General features: G+C 67.0%; 8 protein-coding genes. All 8 read left to right on the top strand.

Features of this window, described 5'->3' with window-relative positions:
- Positions 1 to 15: 15 nt before the first annotated feature.
- Positions 16 to 804: an alpha/beta fold hydrolase gene (locus tag QFZ42_RS12030; protein ID WP_307701172.1), complete on the top strand. Its 789-nt coding sequence runs from the start codon at positions 16 to 18 to the stop codon at positions 802 to 804.
- A gap of 227 nt (positions 805 to 1,031) precedes the next feature.
- The gene (gene aceE, locus QFZ42_RS12025) at positions 1,032 to 3,704 is read left to right on the top strand and encodes a pyruvate dehydrogenase (acetyl-transferring), homodimeric type (RefSeq protein WP_307701171.1); all 2,673 of its coding nucleotides are present in this window, start codon (positions 1,032 to 1,034) and stop codon (positions 3,702 to 3,704) included.
- A 13-nt stretch (positions 3,705 to 3,717) separates the two neighbouring features.
- Positions 3,718 to 5,328 carry a dihydrolipoyllysine-residue acetyltransferase gene (gene aceF, locus QFZ42_RS12020; protein ID WP_307701170.1) on the top strand — a complete coding sequence of 537 codons (1,611 nt, stop codon included), beginning with the start codon at positions 3,718 to 3,720 and terminating at the stop codon, positions 5,326 to 5,328.
- Positions 5,329 to 5,341: 13 nt separating this feature from the next.
- Positions 5,342 to 7,120 carry a dihydrolipoyl dehydrogenase gene (gene lpdA, locus QFZ42_RS12015; RefSeq protein WP_307701169.1) on the top strand — a complete coding sequence of 593 codons (1,779 nt, stop codon included), beginning with the start codon at positions 5,342 to 5,344 and terminating at the stop codon, positions 7,118 to 7,120.
- A gap of 9 nt (positions 7,121 to 7,129) precedes the next feature.
- Entirely contained in the window at positions 7,130 to 7,924 is a 795-nt protein-coding gene (locus QFZ42_RS12010; RefSeq protein ID WP_307701168.1) for an alpha/beta fold hydrolase, read from the top strand.
- Positions 7,925 to 7,943: 19 nt separating this feature from the next.
- A complete protein-coding gene (locus QFZ42_RS12005; RefSeq protein ID WP_307701167.1) occupies positions 7,944 to 10,229 on the top strand; it encodes an NADP-dependent malic enzyme in 2,286 nt (761 codons plus the stop codon).
- Positions 10,230 to 10,242: 13 nt separating this feature from the next.
- A complete protein-coding gene (gene lipA / locus QFZ42_RS12000; protein ID WP_307701166.1) occupies positions 10,243 to 11,190 on the top strand; it encodes a lipoyl synthase in 948 nt (315 codons plus the stop codon).
- A 19-nt stretch (positions 11,191 to 11,209) separates the two neighbouring features.
- Positions 11,210 to 12,556: a dicarboxylate/amino acid:cation symporter gene (locus tag QFZ42_RS11995; RefSeq protein ID WP_307701165.1), complete on the top strand. Its 1,347-nt coding sequence runs from the start codon at positions 11,210 to 11,212 to the stop codon at positions 12,554 to 12,556.
- Positions 12,557 to 12,562 lie beyond the last annotated feature (6 nt).

Below are 12,562 nucleotides of genomic sequence, written 5' to 3'. Positions count from 1 at the left end.
CACAGAAAGACTCACATGAACGCAAAGCAAGTGATCGCAGCCGGCGCCGCCGCCGTTTCACTCGGCCTCGGTGCCGGTGCGGCGCAAGCGGCGAGCGCATCCAAACCCACCGTCGTGCTGGTGCACGGCGCATTCGCCGGCTCCGACAGCTGGAACGGAGTTGCGGCTGAACTGAACGCGAAGGGCTACACCGTCATCGCGGCGGCCAACCCGCTGCGCAGCGTGCGGGGAGACGCGGCCTATGTCCGTTCCCTCACATCGAGCATCGCCGGCCCGGTGGTGCTGGTCGGGCACTCCTATGGCGGCACCGTCATCGCCAATGCGGCAACAGGCCAACAGAACGTCAAGGCCCTGGTCTTCGTCGGCGCTTTTGCACCCGACAAGGGCGAGACGGTGATCGAACTGTCGGGGCGCTATCCCGGCGGCACGCTCGGCGCAGCCCTGGCTCCCCCCGTGCGGCTGGCCGATGGAGGAAAGGACCTGTACATCGATCAGTCCAGGTTTCATGCGCAGTTCGCGGCCGATGTCCCGGCGCAGAGCGCGCGCCTGATGGCGGCGACGCAGCGTCCGGTCGCCGAAGCGGCGCTGACCGAAGCGTCCGGCGAACCGGCATGGAAGTCGATTCCGTCCTGGTTCATCTACGGCACGGCCGACAAGAACATTCCCCCGGAAGCACTGAAGTTCATGGCCGTGCGCGCGGGTGCCCGCAAGACCGTGGAGCTGGCGAACGCGTCTCATGTTCCGAACGTCAGCCATCCGGCCGAGATCGCAAATCTCATCGACGAAGCAGCGACCGCCCGGTAGCGCCAAGGGTTTCCCCCAATCATCGAGTCCGGCGATTCGGACGGGCTCATCGCCCCGCATCCGGATCGTCGGCGCAGCGCCCGGCGGGTTCTCATCTCCTCCCTCATGAAATCAACGACTTAGCGTGGTTTGCGGGCCGCGCGCCGCGTGGCATATCGATTGCTCTGTAGCAAAGGCCGGCCGCGTCGCCCGACGCAGGTCCAGGCCATGACACAGGAGACAAACCGATGAGCACCATGGGTGACCTTGACCCCACGGAAACTGGCGAGTGGGTCGACGCGCTCGGCGCGGTTCAACAACACCGCGGCAGCGAACGTACGAATTTTCTGTTGAACCGCCTGGTCGACGAGGGCCGCCGCGACGGCGTGTACGTGCCCCGTTCGCTGAACACGGCCTACAAGAACACCATCCCGCCGGAGAAAGAAGAAAAATCCACCGGCAACCGCGAGATCGAGCACCGCCTGCGCTCGATCATCCGCTGGAACGCGATGGCGATCATCCTGCGGGCCAACAAGGACTCGTCGGAGCTTGGCGGCCACATCGCGAGCTTCCAGTCGGCGGCCACGCTCTACGACATCGGCTTCGGCCATTTCTGGCACGCGGCCACCGACACGCACGGCGGCGACCTGCTGTTCATCCAGGGCCACAGTTCGCCCGGCATCTACGCGCGCGCTTTTCTCGAAGGCCGTCTGAGCGAGCAGCAGCTGCTCAACTACCGCCAGGAGTCCGAGGGCAACGGCATCCCGTCGTACCCGCATCCGTGGCTCATGCCCGACTTCTGGCAGTTCCCCACCGTCTCGATGGGCCTGGGCCCTCTGATGGCGATCTACCAGGCGCGCTTTCTCAAGTATCTGCATGGCCGCGGCTTGGCCGACACGGCGCCGCGCAAGGTCTGGGCCTTCATGGGCGACGGCGAAATGGACGAACCCGAATCGCTCGGCGCCATCTCGCTCGCGGGCCGCGAGAGCCTGGACAACCTCGTGTTCGTCATCAACTGCAACCTGCAGCGCCTCGACGGCCCGGTGCGCGGCAACGGCAAGATCGTGCAGGAGCTCGAGAGCGTGTTCCGCGGGGCAGGATGGAACGTCATCAAGGTGCTCTGGGGCAGCGGCTGGGACAAGCTGCTCGCCAAGGACAAGAGCGGCAAGCTGCTGCAGCGCATGGAAGAGTGCGTGGACGGTGAATATCAGGACTTCAAGAGCAAGAGCGGCGCCTACGTGCGCGAGCATTTCTTCGGCAAGTACGACGAGACCAAAGCCCTGGTCGCCGACATGAGCGACGACGAGATCTGGGGCCTCACACGCGGCGGCCACGACCCCGAGAAGGTCTTCGCCGCCTACGCTGCCGCGGTCAAGCACAAGGGTCAGCCCACGCTGATCCTGCCCAAGACGGTGAAGGGCTACGGCATGGGCGAATCGGGCGAGGGCCAGATGATCGCGCACCAGGCCAAGAAGATGACGCAGGACGCGCTGCGCGGTTTCCGCGACCGCTTCCAGATCCCGGTGTCCGATGAAGAGCTGCCCAATGTTCCCTTCATCCAACTGGCCGAGGACAGCCCCGAGATGAAGTACCTGCGCGAGCGCCGCGCGGCACTCGGCGGCTACCTGCCGCAGCGCCGGCGCAAGTCGACCGCGCTCGAGATTCCGCCGCTGGCCACCTTCGAGCGCCTGCTGAAAGACACCGGCGAGCGCGAGATCTCCACCACCATGGCCTTCGTGCAGATGCTCGGCACGCTGGTGCGCGACAAGCAGATCGGCAAGCACGTGGTGCCCATCGTGCCCGACGAGTCGCGCACCTTCGGCATGGAGGGCATGTTCCGCCAGCTCGGCATCTGGTCGTCGCTCGGCCAGCTCTACAAGCCGCAGGATGCCGACCAGCTCATGTACTACCGCGAGTCGAAAGACGGGCAGGTACTGCAGGAAGGCATCAACGAGGGCGGCGCGATGTCCAGCTGGATCGTCGCGGCCACCTCGTACAGCACGAACAACGTGCCGATGATTCCGTTCTACATCTACTACTCGATGTTCGGCCTGCAGCGCGTGGGCGACCTGGCCTGGCTGGCCGGCGACATGCGTGCGCGCGGTTTCCTGCTCGGCGGCACCGCGGGGCGCACCACGCTCAACGGCGAAGGCCTGCAGCACGAAGACGGCCACAGCCATATCCTGGCCGGCACCATCCCCAATTGCGTTTCGTACGACCCGACCTTCGCCTATGAGGTGGTGGCCATCGTGCGCGACGGCATGCGCCGCATGTACGCCGAGCAGGAGGACGTGTATTACTACATCACCCTCATGAACGAGAACTACGCCCACCCCGGCATGCCCGAAGGCAGCGAGGCGGGGATTCTCAAGGGGCTCTACCAGCTCAGCGACGGCGGCAAGACACCCAAGAAGGGCCTGCGCGTGCAGCTCATGGGCAGCGGCACCATCCTGCGCGAAGTGATGTTCGCGGCCGAGCTGCTCAAGAGCGACTTCGGCATCGCATCGGACGTGTGGAGCGCCACCAGCTACAACGAACTGCGCCGCGACGGCATGGCGGCCGAGCGCTGGAGCCGGCTGCACCCGACCGAGCCCGCGCGCAAGAGCCATGTCGAGCAATGCCTCGAAGGACACGAAGGCCCGGTCATCGCGGCCACCGACTACATGCGCAACTACGCCGACCAGGTGCGCGAATACGTGCAGGCCGCGGGCCGGCGCTACACGGTGCTGGGCACCGACGGGTTCGGGCGCAGCGACTACCGCCGCAAGCTGCGCCGCTTCTTCGAGGTCGACCGCTGGCACGTGGCGGTGGCCGCGCTCAAGGCGCTGGCCGACGACGGCGCGATCAAGCACACGGTGGTGGCCGAGGCCATCGCGAAGTATGGGCTCGACGCCGAGCGCGCCGCTCCCTGGACCGTCTGAGGCAGTACCGACCATGAGCAATGCAATCGACATCAAGGTTCCGGACATCGGCGATTTCAGCGATGTGCCGGTCATCGAAATCTTCGTGAAGCCCGGCGACACGGTGAAAGCCGAAGACCCGCTGGTTTCGCTCGAATCCGACAAGGCCACGATGGACGTGCCCGCGCCGCGCGGCGGCGTGGTCGAGTCCATCCTGGTGAAGCTGGGCGACAAGGTCGGCGAAGGCAGCGTCATCATGACGTTCAAGGGGGAGGGTGGTGCTGCCGCCGCTCCCGCGCCCGCCGAAGCCGCCAAGCCCAGCGTGAGCGCCGCGCCTTCCGCCACCAGCGCGCCGGCCGGCATCGCCGAAGTGCGCGTGCCCGACATCGGCGACTTCAAGGACGTGCCCGTCATCGAGATCTTCGTGAAGGTCGGCGACACGGTGAAGGCCGAAGACCCGATCGTCTCGCTCGAATCCGACAAGGCCACGATGGACGTGCCTGCGCCGCTCTCGGGGGTTGTGACGGCAATCGGCATCAAGATCGGGGACAAGGTCAGCGAAGGGTCGGTGATTCTTTCGCTGGCTACGGGGGATGCGCCTGTGGTGGGGGCAGCACCCTCACCCCAACCCTCTCCCGCGGGCGGGAGAGGGAGTGATACGGCAGCGGTGGTGGCGCTGCCTGCGGGCAACGCGGAGATCGAAGCGGGCTTCGCACTCGCCTACGCCGGCCCGGCGGTGCGCAAGCTCGCACGCGAACTCGGTGTGGACCTCGGCAAGGTCAAGGGCACCGGTGACCATGGCCGCATCGTGCGTACCGACGTCGAGGCCTTCGCGAAGGGCGGCGGCGCATCTGCCGCACCGGCCATGTCCAAGGCCGCGTCAGCCCCCGCAGGCGGTGGCGTCGGCGGCATCGACCTCTTGCCCTGGCCCAAGGTCGATTTCGCCAAGTTCGGCCCGACCGAGCGAAAAGAACTGTCACGCATCAAGAAGATCAGTGCCGCGAACCTGCACCGCAACTGGGTCGTCATTCCGCATGTGACGACGCACGACGAGGCCGACATCACCGACCTCGAGCCCTTCCGCGTGCAGATGAACAAGGAGCTGGAGAAGTCGGGCGTCAAGATCAGCATGCTGCCCTTCATGATGAAGGCGGCCGTGGCCGCGCTGAAGAAGTTCCCGGAGTTCAACGCGAGCCTCGACGGCGACGCCCTGGTGCTCAAGAACTACTGGCACATCGGCTTCGCGGCCGACACGCCCAACGGGCTCATGGTGCCGGTGATCCGCGATGTTGACAAAAAGAGCGTGCCCGACATCGCCAAGGAGATGGGCGAGCTCGCCAAGCTCGCACGCGACGGCAAGCTCAAGCCCGACCAGATGTCGGGCGGCACCTTCACCATCAGCTCGCTGGGCGGCATTGGCGGCATCTATTTCACCCCCATCATCAATGCGCCGGAGGTCGCCATCATGGGCGTGTGCAAGAGCTACTGGAAGCAGCACTCAGCCGACGGCAAGACCTACACCTCGCGGCTCACGCTGCCGCTGTCGCTGTCGTGGGACCACCGCGTGATCGACGGCGCCGCCGCCGCGCGCTTCAACGTCTATTTCGCCAACGTGCTCGCCGACCTGCGGCGCGTGCTGTTCTGAAGGAAGCTCTCAAATGGCACACACGGTGGAAGTCAAGGTTCCCGACATCGGTGAGTTCAAGGATGTCGCGATCATCGAACTGCTGGTCAAGCCCGGGGAGGTCATTGCCGTCGATACCGGGTTGATCATGGTGGAGTCGGACAAGGCGTCGATGGAGATTCCGTCGAGCCATGCGGGGACGGTGAAGGAGCTGAAGGTTGCGCTCGGCGACAAAGTGAGTGAAGGCTCGGTGATCCTGGTGATCGAGGCCGTCTCTGCCTCCCCTCTACCGCCTGCGGGAGAGGGGCCGGGGGTGAGGGCGACGGCCGCCGCACCCTCACCCCAGCCCTCTCCCGCAAGCGGGAGAGGGAGTGAAGCGGCCGGCTACGCCGGCAAAGCAGATCTGGAGTGCGAAGTGCTCGTGCTCGGCGCCGGCCCCGGCGGCTACTCGGCCGCCTTCCGCAGCGCCGACCTCGGCGTGAAAACCGTGCTGGTCGAACGCTACGCCACGCTCGGGGGGGTGTGCCTCAACGTGGGCTGCATCCCGTCGAAGGCGCTGCTGCACACGGTCGGCGTGATGGACGAGGTGAAGCTGCTCGCCAAGCACGGCATCAGGTACACCGCGCCCGAAGTCGACATCGACGCGCTGCGCGGCTTCAAGGACGGCGTGATCAAGAAGCTCACCGGCGGCCTCGCCGGCATGGCGAAGGCGCGCAAGGTCGAGGTTGTCACCGGCGTCGGCAGCTTCCTCGACGCGCACCACGTCGAGGTGGTGGGCGAGGGCGGTGCGAAGAAGGTCGTGAAGTTCGCCAAGGCCATCATCGCCGCGGGCTCGCAGGCCGTGAAGCTGCCGTTCATGCCCGAGGACGACCGCGTGGTCGACTCCACCGGCGCGCTGCTGCTCAAGGGCATTCCCAAACGCATGCTGGTGATCGGCGGCGGCATCATCGGCCTGGAGATGGCCACCGTGTACTCCACGCTGGGCACGCGCATCGACGTGGTCGAAATGCTCGACGGCCTGATGCAGGGCGCCGACCGCGACTTGGTGAAGGTGTGGGAGAAGGTCAACGCGCCGCGCTTCGACAACGTGATGCTCAAGACCAAGACGGTTGGTGCGAAGGCCACCCAGGCCGGCATCGAGGTCAGCTTCGAAGGCGAGAAGGCGCCGAAGGAACCGCAGGTCTACGACCTGGTGCTCGTCGCCGTGGGCCGCAGCCCCAACGGCAAGAAGCTCGCCGCCGACAAGGCCGGCGTTGCCGTCACCGACCGCGGCTTCATCGAGGTCGACAAGCAGATGCGCACCAACGTGCCGCACATCTTCGCCATCGGCGACATCGTGGGCCAGCCCATGCTCGCGCACAAGGCGGTGCACGAGGCGCATGTGGCGGCCGAGGTGGCGCACGGCGAGGCCTCGTACTTCGACGCGCGGCAGATTCCCTCGGTGGCCTACACGGACCCTGAGGTGGCCTGGGCCGGCAAGACCGAGGAGCAGTGCAAGGCCGAGGGCCTGAAGATCGGCAAGGCGGTGTTCCCGTGGGCCGCATCGGGCCGCGCCATCGCCAATGGGCGCGACGAAGGCTTCACCAAGCTGCTGTTCGACGAGGCCACGCACCGCATCGTCGGTGGCGGCATCGTCGGCACGCATGCGGGCGACCTGATCAGCGAGGTGTGCCTGGCCATCGAGATGGGCTGCGAGCCCTCGGACATCGGCAAGACCATCCATCCGCATCCGACGCTCGGCGAATCCATCGGCATGGCGGCCGAAGTGTTCGAGGGGCATTGCACCGACCTGCCCCCGGTGAAGAAGAAGTAGGCCACTGCCATGCCGCTCGCACTGGCTTTCGAGGCGCTGGGATCGGGGCCTCCGGTGGTGATCCTGCACGGCCTGTTCGGCGCGGGACGCAACTGGACGCACATCGCCGGGGCGCTGGCCCGGGACCACCGCGTCTACCTGCCCGACGCCCGCAACCATGGTGCCTCGCCCTGGGCCGAGTCCATGTCGTACGCCGAAATGGCGGACGACGTGCTGGCGCTGCTCGAGCGCGAGCAGTTGCAGCGGCCCTTCGTGATCGGCCACAGCATGGGCGGCAAGACCGCAATGGCGCTCGCGCTGTCGCACCCGCAGACCGTCGGCGGCGTGGCGGTGATCGACATCGCGCCCCAGAGCTACGCCGACCAGTTCTCGTCCTACGTGTCGACCATGCGCAGCTTCGACGCAGCCCACGCGGCCGGGCAGCACGAAATCAGCCAGGCGCTGGCCGAGGGTCTCGGCGCGAAGGCTCCGGCCGACTTCGTGATGCAGAACCTGCGCCGGCAGTACGACCGCTTCGACTGGCGGCTCAACCTGCTCGCCACCGGGCTGTGCATGCACGATCTCTGCGGCTTTCCGGATGCGCTGCGCAACGCGCGCTACGAAGGCCCGGCGCTCTTCGTCCACGGCGCGGAGTCCGGTTACGTGCCGCCTTCGTCGCTCGCCGGCATCCGCGCGCTGTTCCCGCACGCCGAGACCGAGCGCATCGCCGCCGCCGGCCACTGGGTGCATGCCGACCAGCCCGCGGCGCTGCTGTGCGGCCTGCGCGACTGGCTGGCCGATGCGGCCGCGGCCGCCCCTCATTGACATCCCTCACGGAGACACCATGTCCGACGAAAAACTGCGCGAAGCCGCCCTCGACTACCACCGCCATCCCACGCCCGGCAAGATCTCGGTGAACCCGACCAAGCCGATGGCCACGCAGCGCGACCTCGCGCTCGCGTACTCGCCCGGCGTGGCCGAGGCCTGCATGGAGATCGCGCGCGACCCGGCCGAGGCCATGAACCTGACCTCGCGCGCCAACCTCGTGGCGGTCATCACCAACGGCACGGCCGTGCTGGGCCTGGGCAACATCGGCGCGCTGGCCGGCAAGCCGGTGATGGAAGGCAAGGCCTGCCTGTTCAAGAAATTCGCGGGCATCGACGTGTTCGACATCGAGCTCGACGAGAGCGACCCCGATGCGCTCATCGACACCATCGCGCGCATGGAGCCCACCTTCGGCGGCATCAACCTCGAGGACATCAAGGCGCCCGAGTGCTTCTACATCGAGAAGAAGCTGCGCGAGCGCATGAAGATTCCGGTGTTCCACGACGACCAGCACGGCACCGCGATCGTCGCGGCCGCTGCCATTCTCAACGCGCTGAGGCATGTGAAGAAGGACATCCGCGAAGTGAAGCTGGTGGCTTCGGGCGCCGGCGCGGCGGCGCTGGCCTGCCTCGATCTGATCGTGAGCCTGGGGCTGCCGCAGCAGAACATCTTCGTGTCCGACAGCGCGGGCGTGGTCTACACCGGCCGCAAGGAGCAGATGGACCCGAACAAGGCCCGCTATGCGCAGGAGACCCCGGCGCGCAAGCTGGCCGACATCATCGGCGGCGCCGACATCTTCCTGGGCCTTTCGGCGGGTGGCGTGCTCAAGCCCGAGATGGTCAAGGAGATGGCGCGCGATCCGATCATCCTGGCCATGGCCAACCCGACGCCCGAGATCCTGCCGGAAGACGCGCTGGCCGTGCGCCCCGACGCGATCCTCGGCACCGGCCGCTCGGACTATCCGAACCAGGTCAACAACGTGCTGTGTTTCCCGTTCATCTTCCGCGGCGCGCTCGACGTGGGTGCGACCACGATCAACGAGGAGATGAAACTCGCCGCCGTGCGCGCCATCGCCGAGCTCGCGCATGCCGAGATTCCCGAGGTGGTGGCGCAGGCCTATGGCGCGGTCGGCCTGCGCTTCGGCCGCGACTACCTGATTCCCAAGCCCTTCGACCCGCGCCTGATCGAGTTCGTCGCGCCCGCGGTGGCGCAGGCCGCGGTCGACAGCGGCGTCGCGACGCGGCCCATCGCCGACATGAAGGCCTACCGCCAGCGCCTGTCGCAATTCGTCTACCAGTCGGGCAGCAGCATGCAGCCGCTGTTCGCCGCCGCCAAGCAGTCGCCCAAGCGCGTGGTCTACGCCGAGGGCGAGGACGAGCGTGTATTGCGCGCTGCGCAGGTGGTGGTCGACGAAGGCCTGGCGCGTCCGCTGCTGCTGGGCCGTCCCGAGGTGATCGCCGAGCGCATCGCGCAGTACGGCCTGCGCCTCGTGCTGGGCACCGACTGCGAGGTCGTCGACCTGCTCGAAGCGGCCGTGTACGGCGACGCGGCCGAGGCCTACTACCAGCTCAAGCGCCGCGACGGCGTCTCGCGCCTGGTGGCACAGACCGAGATGCGCAGCCGCGGCACGCTGCTCGCGGCCATGCTGGTGCGCCAGGGCAAGGCGGACGCCATGCTGTGCGGCACGCTCGGCGGCTACGGCGACCACTTGCGCCATGTGCGCGATGTGATCGGCCTGCGCCCCGGCGCGAAGACCATGGCCGCCATGCAGATGCTGATGCTGCCGGGGCGCCAGCTCTTCATCTGCGACACCCACGTCAACCGCGACCCCGACGCTGCGCAGATCGCCGAGATCGCGCTACTCGCGGCCGAAGAGGTGCGCCGCTTCGGCGTGACGCCGGCCGTGGCGCTGCTGTCGCACTCCAACTTCGGCGGATCGGACGCGGCCTCGGCTGTGAAGATGCGCGAGGCGCTCGCGCTCATCAAGAAGGCCGATCCGCAACTGGCAGTCGAAGGCGAGATGCGCGGTGACGCGGCACTGTCGAAGACCATCCTCGACCACGAGTTTCCGGACTCGGCGCTGGAGACCGAGGCCAATGTGCTCGTCATGCCCAACGTCGATGCGGCCAACATCTCGTACAACCTGCTGCGCATGGCGGCCGGCAGCGGCATCACGGTGGGCGGCATCCTGCTGGGCGCGGCGCGCTCGGTGCACATCCTCACGCCGTCGTCCACGGTGCGCCGCATCGTCAACATGACGGCGCTCGCGGTGGTCGATGCCAACTCGCATCGCAACGTGGCCTGACAGCGGCACGGCCATGAACGACACCGCGACGCTCCACGGCCCGCAGCGCGGCGTCGACAAGACCCGCCGGATTCCGATCCGCGTCGTCGAAGCGAGGCCGGCGCTGCCAAAGCCCGACTGGATCCGCGTGCGCGTCTCGCAGAGCGAGAGCTTCCGCGAAGTGAAGCGCACGCTGCGCGAGGCCAGCCTGCACACCGTGTGCGAGGAGGCCTCGTGCCCCAACATCGGTGAGTGCTTCAGCAAGGGCACGGCCACCTTCATGGTGCTGGGCGACCTGTGCACGCGCCGCTGTCCGTTCTGCGACGTGGCGCATGGCCGGCCGCAGCCGCCCGATCCCGACGAGGCTCGGCACCTGGCGGAAACGGTCGCGCGGCTGAAGCTGAAGTACGTGGTGATCACGAGCGTCGACCGCGACGACCTGCGCGACGGCGGGGCGGCGCACTTTGCCGCGTGCATCCGCGCGGTGCGGGCGCAGTCGCCCGGCACGCAGATCGAAGTGCTCGTGCCCGACTTCAGGGGACGCGCCGAAGTGGCGCTGGACATCCTTGCGGCCGATCCGCCGGACGTGATGAACCACAACCTGGAGACCGTGCCGCGCTTGTACCGCCAGGCGCGCCCCGGCGCCGACTACCTGCACTCGCTGCAACTGCTGCAATCGTTCCACGCGCGCTGCCCCCAGGTGCCCACCAAGTCCGGCCTGATGCTGGGCCTGGGCGAAACCGACGACGAAGTGCTGGCCGTGATGCGTGACATGCGCAGCCACGGCGTGAGCATGCTCACCGTCGGCCAGTACCTGCAGCCGCGCCCCGGCAACCTGCCCGTGGCGCGCTACGTCGCTCCCGCTCAGTTCGAAACCCTTGCGCAGCAGGCCCAAGCCATGGGCTTCGCCCATGCCGCCTGCGGACCGCTCGTGCGGTCCAGCTACCACGCCGACCGGCAGGCCCATGCCGCCGGTGTCTGAAATTTTCTAGGAGACCCCCGTGGACCAACCATCCGTAGCCCCCAAGGCGTTCTACAAATCCCTCTATTTCCAGGTCATTACCGCCATCGTGCTCGGAGTGCTGCTGGGGCACTTCTGGCCCGACACCGGCGCGTCGATGAAGCCGCTGGGCGATGGTTTCATCAAGCTCATCAAGATGATCATCGCGCCGATCATCTTCTGCACGGTGGTGGTGGGCATCGCCGGCATGGAAGACATGAAGAAGGTCGGGAAGACCGGCGGCCTGGCGCTCCTGTACTTCGAGATCGTGAGCTCGATCGCGCTGGTGGTGGGCCTCGTCATCATCAACATCGTGCGGCCCGGCGCCGGCATGAACGTGGACGTGAGCCAGCTCGACGCCAAGAGCGTGGCGGCCTACACCGGCCCCGGCAAGATGCAGAGCACCACCGACTTCCTGCTCAACGTGATCCCGAGCACGGTGGTCGATGCCTTCGCCAAGGGCGAGATCCTGCAGGTGCTGCTGATTGCCGTGATGTTCGGCTTTGCGCTGCACAAGTTCGGCGGCCGCGGCACGCTGGTGTTCGATGTGATCGAGAAGGGCTCGCACGTGCTCTTCGTGATCGTGGGCTACATCATGAAGGTCGCGCCCATCGGTGCCTTCGGCGCCATGGCTTTCACCATCGGCAAGTATGGCGTGAGCTCGCTGCTGCAGCTCGGCCAGCTGATGGCCACCTTCTACCTGACCTGCCTGCTGTTCATCTTCGTGGTGCTGGGGGGAATCGCGCGCTTCCACGGCTTCAGCATCTGGAAGTTCATCAAGTACATCAAGGAAGAGCTGCTGATCGTGCTGGGCACGTCCTCCAGCGAATCGGTGCTGCCGCGCATGATGGCCAAGCTGGAAAACCTGGGCGCCAAGAAGTCGGTGGTCGGCCTGGTGGTGCCCACGGGCTATTCGTTCAATCTCGACGGCACCTCGATCTACCTGACGATGGCGGCCGTGTTCATCGCGCAGGCGACCAACACCGACATGACGCTCACCCAGCAATTCACGCTGCTGGCGGTGCTGCTGCTCACCTCGAAGGGCGCGGCCGGTGTCACGGGCAGCGGCTTCATCGTGCTGGCGGCGACGCTCTCGGCCGTGGGCCATGTGCCGGTGGCCGGATTGGCGCTCATCCTGGGCATCGACCGCTTCATGTCGGAAGCCCGCGCGCTGACCAATCTGATCGGCAACGGCGTCGCGACGGTTGTCGTTGCCAAGTGGACCGACGACCTGGATACGGTGCGGATGAACCGCATCCTGAACCAGGAAACCGCCATCGAGTCCGACGAGCCCGAGCGCGTACTCGACGCGACCGAGGCACACATGCCGGCCAGCCCGGCGCGCTGAGCCGCC

This window comes from Variovorax paradoxus (genome assembly GCF_030815855.1).
Lineage (GTDB): Bacteria > Pseudomonadota > Gammaproteobacteria > Burkholderiales > Burkholderiaceae_C > Variovorax > Variovorax paradoxus_M.
The sequence above is the reverse complement of the archived record's forward strand: the minus strand, read 5'-3'. Positions and strand labels throughout refer to the sequence as shown.

Bases quoted from the DNA above. Each gene is read 5' to 3' on its own strand.
- QFZ42_RS12010 (WP_307701168.1), top strand. From the start codon at position 7,130: ATGCCGCTCGCACTGGCTTTCGAGGCGCTGGGATCGGGGCCTCCGGTG.
- lipA (WP_307701166.1), top strand. From the start codon at position 10,243: ATGAACGACACCGCGACGCTCCACGGCCCGCAGCGCGGCGTCGACAAG.
- aceE (WP_307701171.1), top strand. From the start codon at position 1,032: ATGAGCACCATGGGTGACCTTGACCCCACGGAAACTGGCGAGTGGGTC.
- aceF (WP_307701170.1), top strand. From the start codon at position 3,718: ATGAGCAATGCAATCGACATCAAGGTTCCGGACATCGGCGATTTCAGC.
- QFZ42_RS12005 (WP_307701167.1), top strand. From the start codon at position 7,944: ATGTCCGACGAAAAACTGCGCGAAGCCGCCCTCGACTACCACCGCCAT.
- lpdA (WP_307701169.1), top strand. From the start codon at position 5,342: ATGGCACACACGGTGGAAGTCAAGGTTCCCGACATCGGTGAGTTCAAG.
- QFZ42_RS12030 (WP_307701172.1), top strand. From the start codon at position 16: ATGAACGCAAAGCAAGTGATCGCAGCCGGCGCCGCCGCCGTTTCACTC.